At 47.3% G+C, this 17,166-nt stretch carries 12 protein-coding genes; 3 read left to right on the forward strand and 9 right to left on the reverse strand.

What is annotated here, in order from left to right; genetic code table 11:
* Positions 1–135: 135 nt before the first annotated feature.
* Positions 136–1,596: an ATP-binding protein gene (locus tag ACP7AK_RS05590; RefSeq protein WP_034438039.1), complete on the reverse strand. Its 1,461-nt coding sequence runs from the start codon at positions 1,594–1,596 to the stop codon at positions 136–138.
* A 262-nt stretch (positions 1,597–1,858) separates the two neighbouring features.
* Positions 1,859–2,623, reverse strand: coding sequence for a two-component system response regulator OmpR (gene ompR, locus ACP7AK_RS05595; RefSeq protein WP_004278590.1), 765 nt, complete (start codon positions 2,621–2,623; stop codon positions 1,859–1,861).
* Positions 2,624–2,958: 335 nt separating this feature from the next.
* Here ompR and ACP7AK_RS05600 point away from each other — a divergent pair, with 335 nt between their 5' ends.
* Complete coding sequence (locus ACP7AK_RS05600) at positions 2,959–5,313, forward strand: Tex family protein (RefSeq protein ID WP_004729326.1); 2,355 nt, start codon at positions 2,959–2,961, stop codon at positions 5,311–5,313.
* A gap of 56 nt (positions 5,314–5,369) precedes the next feature.
* Here ACP7AK_RS05600 and ACP7AK_RS05605 read toward each other — a convergent pair whose 3' ends face one another.
* The 6 genes from ACP7AK_RS05605 to ACP7AK_RS05630 all read right to left on the reverse strand — a co-directional run bounded on the left by ACP7AK_RS05605 (position 5,370) and on the right by ACP7AK_RS05630 (position 11,097).
* The gene (locus ACP7AK_RS05605; RefSeq protein WP_425878992.1) at positions 5,370–5,687 is read right to left on the reverse strand and encodes a hypothetical protein; all 318 of its coding nucleotides are present in this window, start codon (positions 5,685–5,687) and stop codon (positions 5,370–5,372) included.
* Positions 5,688–5,747: 60 nt separating this feature from the next.
* Positions 5,748–6,827, reverse strand: coding sequence for a patatin-like phospholipase family protein (locus ACP7AK_RS05610; RefSeq protein ID WP_425878994.1), 1,080 nt, complete (start codon positions 6,825–6,827; stop codon positions 5,748–5,750).
* A gap of 152 nt (positions 6,828–6,979) precedes the next feature.
* Positions 6,980–8,599, reverse strand: a complete 1,620-nt coding sequence (locus ACP7AK_RS05615) for an ABC1 kinase family protein (RefSeq protein ID WP_425878996.1) — start codon at positions 8,597–8,599, stop codon at positions 6,980–6,982.
* 12 nt (positions 8,600–8,611) lie between these two features.
* Entirely contained in the window at positions 8,612–9,289 is a 678-nt protein-coding gene (locus ACP7AK_RS05620) for a ubiquinone biosynthesis accessory factor UbiJ (protein ID WP_253147763.1), read from the reverse strand.
* A 12-nt stretch (positions 9,290–9,301) separates the two neighbouring features.
* Positions 9,302–10,246, reverse strand: a complete 945-nt coding sequence (ubiE, locus tag ACP7AK_RS05625; RefSeq protein ID WP_004647333.1) for a bifunctional demethylmenaquinone methyltransferase/2-methoxy-6-polyprenyl-1,4-benzoquinol methylase UbiE — start codon at positions 10,244–10,246, stop codon at positions 9,302–9,304.
* A 146-nt stretch (positions 10,247–10,392) separates the two neighbouring features.
* Positions 10,393–11,097: an FFLEELY motif protein gene (locus ACP7AK_RS05630; protein ID WP_425878998.1), complete on the reverse strand. Its 705-nt coding sequence runs from the start codon at positions 11,095–11,097 to the stop codon at positions 10,393–10,395.
* Between the two features lie 205 nt (positions 11,098–11,302).
* Here ACP7AK_RS05630 and pap point away from each other — a divergent pair, with 205 nt between their 5' ends.
* Positions 11,303–12,721 carry a polyphosphate:AMP phosphotransferase gene (gene pap / locus ACP7AK_RS05635; protein WP_004647335.1) on the forward strand — a complete coding sequence of 473 codons (1,419 nt, stop codon included), beginning with the start codon at positions 11,303–11,305 and terminating at the stop codon, positions 12,719–12,721.
* A gap of 54 nt (positions 12,722–12,775) precedes the next feature.
* Here the strand turns inward: pap and ACP7AK_RS05640 are convergent, their stop codons facing one another.
* Entirely contained in the window at positions 12,776–13,276 is a 501-nt protein-coding gene (locus ACP7AK_RS05640; RefSeq protein WP_005108051.1) for a hypothetical protein, read from the reverse strand.
* Positions 13,277–13,453: 177 nt separating this feature from the next.
* On the opposite strand from ACP7AK_RS05640, the gene ACP7AK_RS05645 reads away from it, so the two are divergent.
* Positions 13,454–17,164: an exodeoxyribonuclease V subunit gamma gene (locus ACP7AK_RS05645; protein WP_425879001.1), complete on the forward strand. Its 3,711-nt coding sequence runs from the start codon at positions 13,454–13,456 to the stop codon at positions 17,162–17,164.
* The last annotated feature ends 2 nt before the right edge of the window (positions 17,165–17,166 follow it).

The following is a 17,166-nucleotide window of genomic DNA, read 5'->3' on the forward strand; positions in this document are numbered from 1 at the left end:
TAGGCTAAGGTCTAATTTTTTAGCTAAATGTAGGTATAATAAAAAATGATGATTTTTAAATGATTGAATTCGTGAACTATAAAATGAATTGTATAGAAAAACTAAAAAGTCATTTGTTGAATTACTGATCACTTCTTAAAAGTGATCAGTCAAAGTTTGGCGAATTTTATCGAGTGTGGTGGCTGGGGAAAGTGTCTCTGGGTTCACCTGATTCACGGGTAGTGAAATGATAGCTTCCAGCCCACCTTCAGGACGATTATGAATACGCAATTGACCATGGTGAATGTCGACAATCCGTTTCACAATGGCCAACCCCAAGCCACTGCCTTGTACAGTTCGTGCCGAATTACCCCGAACAAAAGGCTGCATCAAGGCTTCAATCTGATCTTCCGGGATGCCTTCGCCATGGTCTGCGACACAAATCAACAGTTGATCTTCTTCAACATGCGCAGAAAGCTCAATTGGTTCTGAACCATAACGTTTCGAATTATTGATCAGATTACCAATCAGCCTTTTTAGCGACATGCTGCGCGCCTGAATGGTTGGGATGTCTTGTGGCGTAAAGCGGATATCCAGCGGTTTAAACTGCTTGACCAGTTCTTGGAGCAGCACATTGACATTGGTATCCTGCGGCTCTTCATCAGAACCATCACGCATATAGGAGATGAACTGATCCAGAATCGCGTCCATATCTTCGACATCATAAATCAGGCCTTCTTTGAGAAAGTCTTCATCTGGCATCATTTCGGCACTGAGGCGGATCCGGGTTAAGGGCGTGCGCAAGTCATGTGAAATGCCGGCCAGCATGATGCGGCGTTCCCGCTCGGTCTGATCCAGCGTATAAATCATCTGGTTAAAGGCATGATTGACCTGACGGATTTCCAGTGGACCATGATTGGTATCCAGATAGGGCGCCGAACCGATTCGGCTATAACTGTTGGCGGCGTTCTGCAAACGGCGTAAAGGACGGTTGAGCTGACGCACCAAGGTCAAAATAATGATGCCGACAATAATCGGCGTGCCAAGCAACCAGCCCAAAATCAGTTCATTGCTATAGTTGGCATACGTCTTTAAAGGTTCCTGTACCCAGTGGCCATTCATTTCAGGGGTCTGGATCCAGATACGTGGACTCGGCTTAAACTGGAAATAGACCGTGGCTTGTTCGATACGTAACTCTTTGGCCAGTTTGGTTTCGATCTGCCGAGTAAAAAATTCTGCAATCAGCTTTTCCCGAACCGTGGGATATTCTGCTGGATTGGTCACGTATTCAATGCCGACCCGGTTTTTCAGCCAGTCATCGATATCCACTTCTTGCTGTTTGTGATACAGGCGCAGATCGGGATTGTTGAGAATTTCCAGTTCCATGGCCAGATAACGCGCATGTTGCTGGATTTCAGGTAAAAACAGGGTACGCCAAAAGAACCACAAGGACATGAACAGGCTAAAACACACCACAAAAACCACCAGTACTGTGGTACGCATGGCAGCAGAACGCGGCTTGATCTTGTCGAGAAAGCGTTCCCAGCGGGTACGTTTCTTTTCCGAGTAGCTGACAAAATCGGTAAATTTTTGTGGATCGATGGGGTCGAGTTTCACACCAGCTCCCTGTTGGCATTTTCCAAATTGAGCAGTAATAATAATTTGTAATGGAATCTTACTGCTTGAACCTTCGATGGAAGGAGCTTGTTGTGTTACTTTTTTTGAAAAAATGAGTAACACTGTTACGCAAGTAAAAACTTTGCCATTCGCTGAACTCGCGCCTTTGTATACGAGCCTTTAAAGAAGGGGAAGCTCAAACAGCCGCGAATGGCTTTTAGGGACAATAAATTGGGGTAATCTTTATCCTATAAGTTTTCCTTTATTCAGCACCATCTGGAACAAAGACATAACCCACACCCCATACGGTCTGGATATAACGTGCACGGGCTGGATTTTCTTCCACTAAACGGCGTAAACGTGACACCTGAACATCAATTGAACGTTCCATGGCACCCCATTCACGGCCACGCGCCAGATTCATCAGCTTGTCGCGGGTTAATGGTTCACGTGGATGCTGCACCAGTGCTTTCAGTACCGCAAACTCACCGGTAGTGAGTGTTACCACTTGGCCTTCACGGGTAAGGGTGCGGGTAGACAAATCCAGTGACCAAGGACCAAAAGAAACTACTTCCATCTGCTGGCTTGGTGCACCCGGCACTTCACGTACCTGACGGCGCAATACCGCACGAATACGTGCCAGCAGCTCATTCGGGTTAAACGGTTTAGGCAAGTAATCATCGGCACCTGCTTCTAAACCGGCAATACGATCCGAGTCGCTACCACGAGCGGTGAGCATAATGATAGGCGTATCGATATTGGATTGGCGTAAACGACGACAGATACTCAAGCCATCTTCGACCGGAAGCATAAAGTCGAGCACGATCAGAGAAAACAGTTCCCGCTGTAAAAGTCGATCCATCTGCGTGGCATCATGTGCAGTTTTAACCACAAAGCCTTTATCTTCGAGAAAACGCTGTAATAAGGTACGCAGACGAACATCATCATCAACCACCAGGATCCGTTCGACCCGGTCCGTTTCGGTATGTACGGCATCGGCTTTTTCAGCAGGTACAACTAAACTCATGAGATGCTCCTTTATTCTTTATTGTCGTCATAAATAAAAATCAAATAGGCTTTGAGTATACGATTCATTGATATTAATTGACTATGCTCTAAAGCACCAAATATTGCAGTTAAAATCAAGACATAGATACCAAATATATACATCTAAATGAGCAAAAAATACGATTTTAAGCTGGATAAAAAGCAAAGTTCATACAAACTTTATCGGGAAAAGCTGAAAACTGTGGCACTTCATAATATAAAGATGAGGTAAATTAATAAAAACAATGGTGGATTTTATAGACCCGGTCTTTATAATCATGCCATTTAGTACTTATCCTTGTGGGATCAAACACGATGACTGACTTAGTTCAGCAGTTGGCAAAAGAACTTGCCGTACGTCCAAATCAAGTTGAGGCTGCCATCAAGCTTATTGATGAAGGTGCCAGTGTTCCTTTTATTGCACGTTACCGTAAAGAAGTAACGCAAGGCTTAGACGATACGCAACTACGTCAACTCGATACGCGTTTATCATACTTGCGTGATTTGTATGAGCGCCGTGAAAAGGTGATTGAATCACTCAAAGAACAAGATAAATTATCTGATGATTTATTGGCGCGTGTGAATGCGGCCGAAACCAAAAATGCATTAGAAGAAATTTACGCGCCGTACCGCCCAAAACGTACCAGTAAATCATTCAAGGCCAAAGAAGCCGGTTTAGGCCCGATTGCCGAAAAAATCTTTAATGAAGCCGTTGATCCAGCTGAAGCTTTGGCGGGCTTTAGCCATGAAGATTATCCAGATACTGAAAGCCAGCTTGATGCGATCCAGCACATCCTGATTGATGACTGGGCACAAAATATCGCACTGACCACTGAACTTAAAGCGACATTTGCAAAAACTGCCGTGCTGAAAAGTTTAGTTGCAAGTGATGAGAAAAAAGAAGTCGGTAAAAAATTCCGTGATTATTTCGATTTCTCTGAAAACTTGAACAAAGTGCCTTCACATCGTTTATTGGCGATGCTGCGTGGCCGTCAGGAAAACGTTTTAGGCCTGAAAGTTGATGGCGAAGATGATGCTCCATTGGCGCGTATTGAAACTGAATACAATCTTGAAACTGTTCAGCCACAAGCTCGTCAGGATTTCTTGAAGCAAACTGCAAAATTGTTCTGGCTCGGTAAAGTTCGTCCAACGATTGAACATTCATTGCTGACTGAAAAACGTCTGGCTGCTGAAACAGAAGCGATGAACGTCTTTGCTGAAAACCTGCGTCATTTACTGCTGTCTGCACCTGCAGGCGCACGTACCACTTTGGGCGTGGACCCAGGTATCCGTACTGGTGTGAAACTGGCGGTGGTGAACGAGTCTGGTGATGTACTGGCACATAGTACGATTTATCCATTTGCGCCAAAAGATGATAAAGAAGGTTCACTGGCCGAGCTGGCGCGTTTATGCCGCGAGTTCAATGTTGACCTGATCGCGATTGGTAATGGTACTGCAAGCCGTGAAACTGAAGCTTTAGTTGCTGAAATGATGGCTGCGAACAGTGATCTGAAAATGACGCGTGTTTCTGTATCTGAAGCAGGTGCATCGGTGTATTCAGCATCTGAACTAGCTTCACAGGAACTTCCAGAGCTGGACGTGTCGATCCGTGGTGCAGTATCGATTGCACGCCGTTTACAAGATCCACTAGCAGAACTGGTGAAAATCGATCCGAAATCGATTGGTGTAGGTCAGTATCAACATGACGTGAACCAGACCGGTCTGGCGAAAACCCTTGAAGCGGTCGTTGAAGACTGTGTGAACTCGGTGGGTGTGGATGTAAATACTGCATCAGCAGCGATTTTGGGTTATATCGCAGGTCTGAACAAATCGATCGCACAGCAAATTGTGGAATTCCGTAAGGAAAATGGTCGTTTTGACAATCGTCAGTCTTTGAAAAAAGTACCACGTTTAGGTGAGCGTACTTTTGAGCAGGCTGCGGGCTTCTTGCGTATTCAAGATGGTACAGAGCCACTAGATGCTTCTGCAGTTCACCCTGAGTCATATGCTTTGGTGAGCAAAATTGTTGAAGCAAAAGCAACGACTGTAAAAGATATCATTGGCAATACTGAAATCATTCGCCAAGTGAATGCTGAAGAATTTGCAGACGAGAAATTCGGTCTGCCGACAATTCAAGACGTATTGGCTGAACTGGAAAAACCGGGCCGTGACCCGCGTCCAGAGTTCCGCACTGCTAAATTCCGTGATGACATTACTGAAGTTGCGCAATTGTCTGAAGGCATGCAGCTGGAAGGTGTAGTGACAAATGTCACTAACTTCGGTGCATTTGTCGATGTGGGTGTGCATCAAGACGGTTTAGTACATATTTCTGAACTTGCCAATGAATTCGTCGCTGACCCACATAAAGTGGTGAAACCGGGTCAAATCGTACAAGTCCGTGTTTTGAATGTGGATGCTGAACGTAACCGTGTGAATTTATCGATGCGTCCAGAAGGTTCTGAAGCTCCGGCGAAAGCACCACGTCAGCCACGTCGCGAGAACAATGAGCCACGTGGTGAACGTAAGCCTCAGGGTAAACGTCCACAGCAAGGACGTCCGCAAGGTGATCGCCCTCAGGGTAAGAAACCTCAAGCGGCTAAACCACAAGAGCAAAAAATTGGTGGTTTGGGTGCGCTATTACTTCAAGCAGGGATTAAAGGTTCGAAATAATTTTTAGCTATCCTCGATAAAAAAACCTCCCAATTGGGAGGTTTTTTATTGGATCGTTATGAATTGATTATCGGCACAATCCAGCTGGTGATAATCAGCAAAATACCGAGATGCCCCATTTTTCGCGTCACATAGACCAGCTTAGATGGTGGCTGTTCCAGTCTTTTTGCATATTCTTCCATGCTAATGCCGGGCTTGCCTTTACTGGTAAATAAAAATACCGCCAAGTCGATACAGATCAGAATCGTACCAATATCAGCGACCAACTCCATCAGGATAAAATCCTGGCTATATAGCGACATGCTGACGCTATAAATCAGATAAATGGCAAAGGCCAGACACAGGTATTGCAGGACAACTAAAAACTTCTGCATAAATCTCAACAGTTCACAAAATTAAAGCAATTATACAAATAATCGGGCAGCTGCGGCCAATTACAAGGCCTGCATCACCTCAGCAAAATTCTGCTTCTCGACCAGTTCCAGAAATTCATCGCCCAAACGCTGACTTTCCGCAATACATTGCTTCCACAGCTGAATCCGTTGGTTCTGGTCCAAACCTTTTAAGTTAAAGTCTTTACGATCAGGCAAACGACCCAAAGGCAAACTTTGCAGATATTGCTGCGATGGAGAAAGCAGCAAAGTTCGTGCCTGATTTTCCGGATTTGAGGTACGTTTAAATAACTTGTCAAACCAGCCGGGGGTAATGCTATCGGTAAAATGTGGATACAGCACAATACCTTTGCTCTGAAAGGGCAGGTCAATGTGATAGTCAATCAGGCCACCATCGCGATAATAACCCTGCGGCGCATCCGGAATATCGCGCATTGCCGCCATGACCCCCGGAATAGATGCCGATGCCATTAGCCAGGACAACACACTCTGTTCGGTTAGTGCATGATAATGCGTGGTAAATCCATCTTCAGCGATTTTAAACTGTTCACCGATATTGGGCTGGCTGATTACACGTTGCATGAAATGACGGCTGTGCCGGCGCGCGACTGCGGTCGTTCCAAGAATTCCAGCCACAGAAGCCAGCAACGGCAATGCCTTGTCACTCTGGAAAATATGCTGGGCTTTAATTGAAATGACTGCGAGATGATAATCTGGATGATTGACCAGATCGTTTTCTTTGCCTTGTACCAGATCCAGCAGCATGCCACGGCAGATGTCGCTGACATCTTGACGGGTCATTTTTTTATGAAAATAGAGATTGGTATAGAGTTCAGCTAAGCGTTCGGTTCCCTGTTGAGCACCATGTGCAGCCATACTGGCAAAGCGCCAGCTGCCAATCGAAGAACCCACCAAAGTTCTACGCTGAGGCGCACGTGGAAAAAACTCACCAAAAATCGCCTGATCGAGTCCCTGAATACCGATGCCTTTGGGGCCACCTGCAGCACCGGGCACGATATCGACCTGTTCGGGTTGCAAACCTTGTTCCAGAATCAGCTCACGTGCCAGATGGCCGGCACGAATCGTCAGCGCAGGCGCACGTTTCTGTAAAATCTGTACCATGGTTGAACCTATACTAGCCAAATATGTGCTTATTTTAAGCGATAGGTCTAAAGACCCAATGGCAAGATATGTCCTAAGGTGACTTTGGAGTCATGCGATGTCCAGAAAATAAAAAACCTGAACAGTGTCAGGTTTTTTAAAAGCTCATTTAGTTATTTCGCAATCCGCCAGACGGCAAGCACACTTGCTAGCACAATCAGAATCACCGACACAAACCACGGTGAAATAATTGCAATCGCCAGCAGAATGGCCATGACACTGCCGAACATCCAGCTACGCTTCTGTTGATGTTCCATTTGCAGGCGCATGCTTTGTAATTCATTGAGCTGTTTGGCATGCCAGGCCGACTGGTTTTTTAAACCGTTTAAGCTGTCGATCATCAGTGTCGGTAAATCCTGCGCCCCTAAAAGCAGATCCGGGATTTTTTGTCCCAGTTCTTTCAGGTTCTTTTGCGGATTCATCTGGGCCTTGATCCAGTCGGTCAGGATCGGTTTGGCCAGACTCCAGATATCCAGTTCAGGATATAGGTCGGTTCCCAAACCTTCGACATGCACCAAAGTTTTTAGCAGCAACATCAATTGAGGGGGAATTTCGAGATGGAAACGACGAGCGATATCCATCACTTCAATCAGAATGCCGGCAAAATCCAGTTCATGCATCGGTTTTGAGACCATTGGCCCCACACTGCGGCGCATTTCACGAGCCAAAGCATCCTGATCAGTCCCCGGTGGAATCCAGCCAGCCTGATGCACCACCTGAATCAGCTGCATAAAGTCGCTGTTCATGACCGCTAGTAGCATGCGTGCTACGGTCATCTGGTCGTGTTTGGACAGTTCGCCCATAATCGCGCAGTCCAGCGCAATAAAACGCGGATTGGCCGGATTGATGGTTTCTACAAAGACATTTCCCGGATGCATATCGGCATGGAAGAAGTTATCGCGGAACACCTGGGTAAAGAAGATGGTCAGGCCTTTACGCGCCAGATCGGCCCGATCCATGCCCAGCCGGTTAAAGGTCGCGATATCTGAAATCGGCACCCCGGTAATGCGCTCGGCTACCAGCACGTCTTTGCTGTCCATATAAATTTCCGGCACATACATCATGCTCGAGCCGGTAAAGTGATGGCGCATACGGCGGGTATTGTCTGCTTCCAGCGTCAGATCCAGCTCATTCAGAATGATCTGTCGATAATCCTGAATGATTTCTGATAAATGTAGGGCACGTGCTGCTTCCAGACGTTTTTCCAGAAATTGACCGAGCCATTCCAGAATTTCAAAATCCTGCAAAATCTGCTGGCGAATATTCGGACGGGTGACTTTGACCACGACTTCACGGCCATCATGCAGGGCAGCCGTATGCACCTGTGCAATCGAAGCCGCTGCCAGTGGCTGGGTATCAAAACGCGCGAACAGGGTATTTACATCAGCTTTCAGGGATTCCTGAATGCGCATCTTGGCCACGTCATTATCAAATGGCTTGACCCGGTCTTGCAGTAACACCAGTTGCTGTAAAACTTCAGGTGGAATCAGGTCACGACGGGTTGAGAGAAGCTGACCGAGCTTGATTGCCAACGGTCCCATTTCTTCTAAAGCCAGTTTCAGCTTGAGCGGATTTTTACGTTCACGACTGGACCAGGCGGCCGGATGCATCCGGATGAGGGACAGCACATGCCGGGATTTTTCTGGTAATTCTTCCGCAGGAAACAACGTGTCGAGTCGATAGTGCGCGGCGATGCGCCAAAGTTCGAGTAAACGTGAAACATGCGGAATCATAAAGCTGTGTACCTAGTCTTGAGTAGAATTGTTTGAGGCATCGATTTGAGCCTGAAGCTGATGGATTTTCGCTTCAACCCGATCTAAATTTTGATTCAGGATACGGGTGTCCTGATTCAGGTCATCCATTTGCCAGCGTGGGGCAAACAGACCGCTGTCTTCTTTTAAGGCATCTTCGGCAAAGAATAATTGACTTTGCAGGGTGCGTTTTAGCTGCTGGGGCAGCAGTTGCAATTTACCAATTTCATGCGCCAGTGTCGGGCCAATCCAGGGGCTTAAATGCGCCGCCAGATCCAGTTCCGCCTGTTGCATGATGCGCTGGATTTCCTGCAATAACTTGTAGTCGCCTTGCAATGGAATATTGCCCACTTCATCGGAAAGCAGCAGCTTGAGTAATTCCACCACATTGCTGACCTGCAAGGTTGCGGTCGCTTCAAGGACTGTCGCGGAACTCGCGTCAAATGGACGCTGTTCAAAGACCGAAGGTGTTTCGGTATGACCGGTTGCCGTTGGCTCCAGACGAACTTTGCCCTCATCAAAAAACACATCGACCGAAAGCTGTGGCGAGGCGATCACCACCCGCAGCATTTTACCGGACAGAGCATTCAGCTGGATGCGGGTAATGGCATCCAGATCAATCACATGATGAATCACGCGTTCAACAGCACCGAGTGCCAGAATTGACCACATAGGCAAGGAACCTTAAAGTTTGAAACCGCGGTGAACCGCAACAATCCCGCCAGTCAGGTTGTGATAGTCACAATTCTGGAAGCCGGCATTTTCCATCATGCCTTTCAGGGTGCGCTGATCTGGATGCATACGGATCGATTCAGCCAGGTATTTATAGCTTTCTGCATCATTGGCAATGATTTTTCCCATGATTGGCAATGCCGTGAACGAATACAGGTCATACAGTTTAGAGAATGGTTCAAACACTGGTTTAGAGAATTCCAGAACCAGTAAACGGCCACCTGGCTTAAGGACACGGTACATCGCAGCCAGTGCCGCATCTTTATCGGTGACGTTACGCAGACCGAAAGAAATCGTTAAAAGATCGAAGCTGTTGTCTGCAAATGGTTCTAAGGTTTCGGCATTGGCCAGAACGAAATCGACATTGGTACAGCCCGCATCAATCAGACGGTCACGACCGACATTCAGCATGGATTCGTTAATATCAGACAGTACCACATGACCCGTCGGGCCCACTTCGCGGCTAAAGACTTTAGCCAAGTCGCCAGTACCACCCGCGATATCCAGCACATGCTGGCCACGGCGTACACCTGACATATTGATTGCAAAACGCTTCCACAGGCGATGAATACCAAAAGACATCAGATCATTCATGATGTCGTATTTGCTCGCCACCGAGTGGAACACTTCTGCGACTTTCTGGGCTTTTTCTTCGCTGTTGACAGTTTGATAGCCAAAGTGCGTGGTTGAGCCGACGTTGCCTGTATTGGCACCGCGTGGCAGATTGTATTTAGGCACAGTACCCGTCACAGGCGTGTCAGTCAGACGTTGTTCTAAAGATTGTTGCTGACCTTGCGGGGTGCCTTGTGGAAGGGGTTCAGTTAAGAATGGGCTCACTTTGTCTGTCTGTTGTGCCGACTCGGGGGTAGGGGTAGGCGTTGTATTTTCATTCGACATTGGAGTCACTCCTAACATATCAATCGGGTTAATCTTGCATTGTCTGCATCATGACAGATTCTAAAGGCTTATTCAGCAATCATGATGCAATTGTTATGAATAATATACAGAAAAATTCACGCTTGGCAGAAATACTCATCGGGTATTTACTGAAATGGTAGCGGATCGCCAGAATGTACTTTCTCGATAATCTGGCGTTCGGTTGCCGTGAACGCGCGTACAAATTTTTCTGCCGATTTGAGTGGCTTCATGGCCAGAAAACCATCCTGCATAAATTCATACATCACCTGAAAGTTATATTTATTCGCCGCGCCCTTACACATTTTAAAGGCCGTATAGACCACAAATGAACGCATATATTTATCCAGACTCATACCGAGCTGATCCAGTAGGGCTAACTGTTTCAGGCGTGCTTCACCCTGATCCAGTTTCAAATAGGTCAGGCGCATCATCTCGTCAGTCAGCGGTTCATGTGGATGATAATCCTGTAATAACTGAATCGCGACCTGTTCATCCAGCTGTACCGCCAGAATAGCCAACTCTACGCCTGAGGTGCCGGTTTTAATGGCATTTTCCGGAATAACTTTTTCTGCTTTATGCGCATATTTCATCAGCCGGGCAATCTGTTCTGCCAGCGCATCAAATTCAGCACCGCCGTAGAGACGGTTCAGGAAATATTCGGACATCAACAGGTTTTGTTTTTCAGCAAAATGGGCGCGATGAGTGCGCTGCATGCGGACTTTCTGCCAGGCCTGCACATCCTGTAAACGGCTTAAAATGTCAGGCCGGGTGTGATAAGCCAATTGATAATAATGCGCTAACAGATCATCGAGTACGGCAAGTTTGGACATGAGGCTTCAATTATCATTGGAGGATGCAAGAATCTTAGAGGCTGCCGGACAATCCTGCTATGACAAATTGAACAGAGATCGGGCATTTGTATGTCAATCTGTTGTTTAAATAGCCAATTTAATCGTGTGAAAAACGTTGCCAGAGCTATTTTTGCGCTGAAACTCCTCGCTATACTGCAAACAGAATAAAAGATCAGGGTTGAAGATGCGTATGGAACAACCACAATTTCAGTTAATGGATGAAGATCAGCTGTCTGTCGAGCTGATTGATGCCCAATATAATTTAAAAAAGACCCGGGGCCAGAAAAATGCCAAAAGTCTGGTGATTCTGGTGAATGGCATTGAACTGGCCGGCAAGGGTGAAGCGGTTAAACAGTTACGTGAATGGGTCGATCCGCGCTATTTGCGTGTGAAAGCCGATAAGCCTCAGCTAGCCGGCCCGAAGCAGACCTTGTGGCAACCTTATGCACGTTTTATTCCTGCCGAAGGCCAGATCATGGTGCTGTTTGGTAACTGGTATAGCGATCTGCTCGGCAGTGCCATGCAAGCTGAAAGCCCGCTGAGTGATGCACAGTTTGATGAATATCTGCAAGAGATGCAGGCCTTTGAACAGGACCTGAAAAATAACCATGTCGATGTGATCAAGGTCTGGTTTGACCTGTCCTGGAAAGTCTTGCAAAAACGTCTGGATGCCATGGATCCGAGTGAAACTCACTGGCATCAACTGCATGGTCTGGACTGGCGCAATCGCAAAGAATATGACACCTTGCAGCGCCTGCGTCAGCGCTTTACCGAGGACTGGTTCATTATTGATGGCGAAGATGAGCAGCAGCGCGACCAGCAATTTGCCCAGTATATCCTGAGTGCCTTGAAACATTGTCCGGATCATCCCGCCAGAGCCAAGGGAAGATGGAAGCAGGCCAAGATTCCCGAGCAGTTAAAACATCCTTCCAAGACTCAAGCCCAGCCAGAAGATTACAAACCGGAACTAAAAAAATTAACCGCGAAGGTCGCCAAAGCCATGCGTTCCGATTCGCGTAATGTGGTGATTCTGTTCGAAGGCATGGATGCTGCCGGCAAGGGCGGCGCGATCAAGCGAATTGTCAAAAAACTGGATCCACGTGAATATGAAATTCATACCATTGCTGCACCAGAAAGATTTGAGCTGAGCCGTCCCTATTTATGGCGCTTCTGGACCAAGCTGCAAACCGATGATGATATCTGCATTTTTGACCGTTCCTGGTATGGTCGGGTATTGGTAGAACGGGTAGAAGGGTTTTCTAGTCCGGTAGAATGGCAGCGAGCTTATGCGGAAATTAACCGTTTTGAACAGAGCCTGGTCAAGCATCAAACGGTGATTGTGAAAATCTGGCTGGCCATTTCTAAAGAGGAACAGGCAGCACGGTTCAAGGCGCGTGAAGATACACCGCATAAGCGTTTTAAAATTACTGAAGAAGACTGGCGTAACCGGGAGCGCTGGGACGATTATCTGAAAGCGGCAGCCGATATGTTTGAACATACTTCGACTGAGGAAGCGCCTTGGCACATTATCGCGTCTGATGATAAACATACCGCACGGGTCGAAGTATTAAAGGCTATTTTAAAACAGCTTCAGGCAGAATAATCTGCCTGAAGTAGAGAATTTTAAACAGTTTAAAAATATTTAGCTTAAACAGGATTAACCTTGGGCGACCTGTTTTTGCTGAATACTTTTAGCGGTGCGATAGCAGTCTTGCACATGAGCATCGGCAATTTTTTTCATGACAAAATAACCCAGACTTGCGGCCACCAGCTGACCACCCAGCGGAATGAATTTTGTGACTTGCTTTATCATCACTTTCGCTGCAACATTGTTCAAAGATTTTTTAACTGCCGTACGTGCGACCACCAGACCGGAAAATTCTACGCCACGTTTACGCAGCTCTTGCCAGTGAATTTGACGGGTTTTCGGATCGTAGACACTGATCTGCTCAGGGGACAGGCCGAAGCGGGCATTGATCTCGGGAATCAATTGCGACAAGATGCCGACATCAATGACCACGTCCATAAAAGGTACCGGAATCACGGCAGCACCAGCAGAATAGTAGGCGCGTTTTTTGGTGAGTTCCAAGCATTCGTCGCGGATTTGTTCTAAATCTAGGCTCGGATCGAGACGTTCAGGAATTTTATCTAATTTCATGGGCACTACCTAAGCTCTATGTTGTTTTTTTCTATTCAAGCATCTTTAAGATGCTTTTTTCAAAGAAATTTTTCGACTGAAGTGTGGTTTTAAAGTGTCATAGAGCGCTCGGGATGTATAGTAAATAATCTTTATCATTTTGTAGTAAAAACCACATTCAGCAGTTCAGGGGAACCAATGGCCATCCATGTTATTCAGAGTCAACGTATTGATGTGCTTTTGGATAGTATGCTGCGTATTGTCAACCAGACTGCCCGGAATCCATTTGAGGTGTTACAAACCCGGCATTTTATTGTGCCATCTCCGGCAGTAGAAACTTGGCTGACCCAGAAAATTGCCGAGAAAAAAGGTATTAGCGCCAATACCCAGTTTCATCACCGGATTCGCGCCTTTCAATGGACTTCCTATCAATGGGTATTGAATGCGCCTAAAGAAGTGGAGCAGGTCCGTGAAGCCAATATTCCGCGCATTATCATCAAATGGCGCGTGTTTCAGGCATTGCGTAAATGTATTCTGCCTGAACAGATTCCTTTAGACGTCGATCATCCGCTGTATTCTATTGTGAAGCGGATTTATGACAGTGCTGACCGGCTGGAGCAGGGTACAGAGAAGCAGCTGAAAAAACAGAGCATGCTGTACTGGGTAGCCGAGCAGGTGTCGCGTTTGTTTAGCCATTATATGGATTATCGTGGTTATTGCGCGCGTAACTGTCCTCCAAACAACTGTAGTTGTCCGAGTAACTGGTTAGAGTCCTGGGGGCAGGATATTGCGCTCGATATCGAGCAAATGATCTATAGCCCCAAAGATGAAAATGGCCATGAGATGCAGGTGGCGGATTTTGTCAAGATTCAGGCGCGTGAACTGGAAGCCTGGCAACGCTGGTTGTGGCAGCATGTATTTCAGGATGACTATGCCAAAATCCTGGAGATTGAACGCCTGTATTGGGAGCGGCTGGAGAATGCAGAAACCCGCGCCCAGGCTCTAAAACGACTACCGGCCCAGATTGTGGTATTTAGCCTGCTAGAACTGCCACCCAGCCAGCTGGATTTTTTACGCCGTCTGGGGCAATACATTGATATCTATATTTTTCACTTCAACCCCTCGCAGGAATACTGGGCCGACAGTGTCGATCCTGACTGGAAAGCCAGGTTTGATTTGCAGCGGGAAGAGCGCTTTATTCAGCGTTTTGAAAAGACCCGTCAACGTAAACCGAATGATGCGGAAATAAAAGACTTCAGGATCAAGCAGCTGAACTTTAATGCCGAAGACCGGGAATCGCGGCATCCGCTTCTGACCCGATTCGGCAAGCAGGCACGGGATCATTTTTCTCTACTCTCTAAACTGTCTTCGGGGGAAGAGGGTCTCTGGGCCGATGTCTTTGTCGATGAATATCAAAATAAACTGCTGGCCAAAATCCAGTCAGATATTCTGTATTTACTCGAGCCTGAACAGCATCAATATGCTTTAAGCCCTGACGATGATTCTGTACAGATTCATGTCTGTCATTCTTCATTACGTCAGCTGGAAGTCCTCAAAGAACAGCTGATTCACTGGCTGGCTCAAGGCACTGAAGAAGCGCCGCGTCAACCAAGTGATATTCTGGTGTTGACGCCAAGTCTGAAAGAACTGGAACCGGCAATTCGCAGTGTCTTTGCGCCACCACCGCGTGAGCGCGAAACCGGCAGCAAACGCCTGCAAAAAGATAACCTGTATTTACCGATCCAGATTGCCGGGGTGTCGCGTCTGGATGTCAGCAATGCCTGGCGCGCGGTACTGGGCCGGATTCAGTGGGTACGTCGCCGTTTCAGTATTGAGGACTTTGCCGACTGGCTCAGCCTGAATGCGACCCAGCAGTATTATGCTCTGGACTATAGTCAGGTAGAACGGATGTTGCAGTTGCTGACAGATGCTGGCTTCAAGCGTGGATTGGACCAGCAGCATTTACAGCAAAGTCTGAGCGCAGGCGATGAGGATTACCGGTTTAGCTTTAAATTCGCGCTGGACCGTCTGGCGTTGGGTCTGGCGATTCCTGAACATACCCTGTTTCAGGACACCTTGAGTTATGCCAAGGTTCTGACCAGTGATTTTCCCTTGATATCCACCCTGATCCGGATTTATCAGGATCTGGTAGAGCGCCGTGACTGGCTGACTTTGCATGAAACCGGACAGCGCACGCCAGTCAAAACCTGGCTGGAATATCTGCGCGCCGATCTGAACGAGTTCCGTGATGCTGGCGTGGAATCGCTCAAAACCGTTGCCGAGATTATCGACAAGCAAATGCGGATGCTGACCCTGGCTGATTATCATGATCAGGATGATCCGCATGCCAGTCAGGAACTGGTGGCACTCAGTCTGCCTCTGCCTTATGTGCTGGAAGAAATTCAGAATACCCTGGAGATGCAGCTGGATCAGGCTGAACCGACCGGACAGATTACTTTTAGCCAGATTGGCCAGATCCGTCCATTGCCTTATAAACTGGTGGTGATGCTGAATCTGGATAGCGGTAAATTTCCGAGCCGTAATCAACAGGTTCCGTTTGACCTGATGCGCAGCCTGAAGCCGCAACTCGGTGACCGTTCCCGTCTGGATGACGAGCAGGGCGCTTTTCTGGATGCCTTGCTGCTGGCACAGGAAAATCTATGGCTGTTCTACAATGGCTTTGATCTGGAGGATGGTGAGGCTCGCGATCCATCCACTGCCTTGCAGGAACTGGTTCAACATATCGCGCTGATCTGCCAGTCTGAACAGCCGGATGTCGAAGTCGATCCGATGGTGGATATTCATGGTCTGTCAGTCGCTCAACATATCCAGCAGCTTTATCATGTACATCCCTTGCAGCCTTTTGATCCAGCCGGATTCGCAGATATGCAGACACCACGTTATCAGGATCAGTGGTTTGCAGTGGCAGAATATATCCGCAGTGCCGAAGGCAAACGCAGCAGTTGGATTAATGCACATTATCCGGCACTAGAACAAAAAGAAATCCGGGTACTCAAAGGCGATGAATGGATTCGCGATATGATTTTCCCGGCGCGCCTGTTCCTGAAAAGTATCGGGGTTTCCACGATTCGCTATGCCGATTTGCCGAGTTCCCGGGAACCCTTATTATTGAACAAGCTGGAACAGTATCAGGTGCGGGATTTCCTGTTACAACAAGAGCAGGAGATTGAGCCAAACCTGATGCTAGACCGTTTGCCGGTGGGCAAAACCCAGCAAGCCACCTGGCTGGGCAGCCAGCAGGAACAGCAGTTATTGCAAGAACGTTTGCTACAGTTGGGCAAAGAACTGACGCCAGTCACCCAACAATCCCTGCAGTTCAGTCCTGAACTGATCATTCATATAAACGTGCCTCAGGTTCCACACAGCAGCTACTGGCTGAGTATGCAATCCTCTTCGGCCTCGGAAAAACGCCGTGCCCAGATCTGGCTGGAGTATCTGCTATGGCTGGCTTACTTGAATGACGATGCACGCTCACCAGAACTGGAGCGCATTGTCATTTTCAGTAATAAAACCCTGAAGTTTTCTGGCTTGAGTTCGAGCAAGGCACATGAGTATTTGCAGCTCTGGTTAAAGGCCTGGGAAATTGGTCAACAGCAGCCGCTGGTCTTGCCGGCAGAATTACTGATGAAAAAAGAGTGGCAGTGGGCCGAGAATGAACAGGGTAAAATGACCATTGTGGAAATGCAGGAATTGTTGGAAGCCTGGAACAACAGTTATAGTCCTAAAACAGCTAAGCCATTGACTTCGAGTGAATCTAGTGTCTTGCATCAGGATTGGCAATTTATTTTGCAAGATCAGGATCCGGATCTGGCCTTGCAAAACTGCTGTCATGATTTTGCCCATGGCCTGTATGCGCCGATTCATCAACATCTGGAGTGGGTGAAATAGCC

It is taken from the genome of Acinetobacter sp. TWP2-2-3 (genome assembly GCF_049896445.1).
Taxonomy (GTDB): Bacteria; Pseudomonadota; Gammaproteobacteria; order Pseudomonadales; family Moraxellaceae; genus Acinetobacter.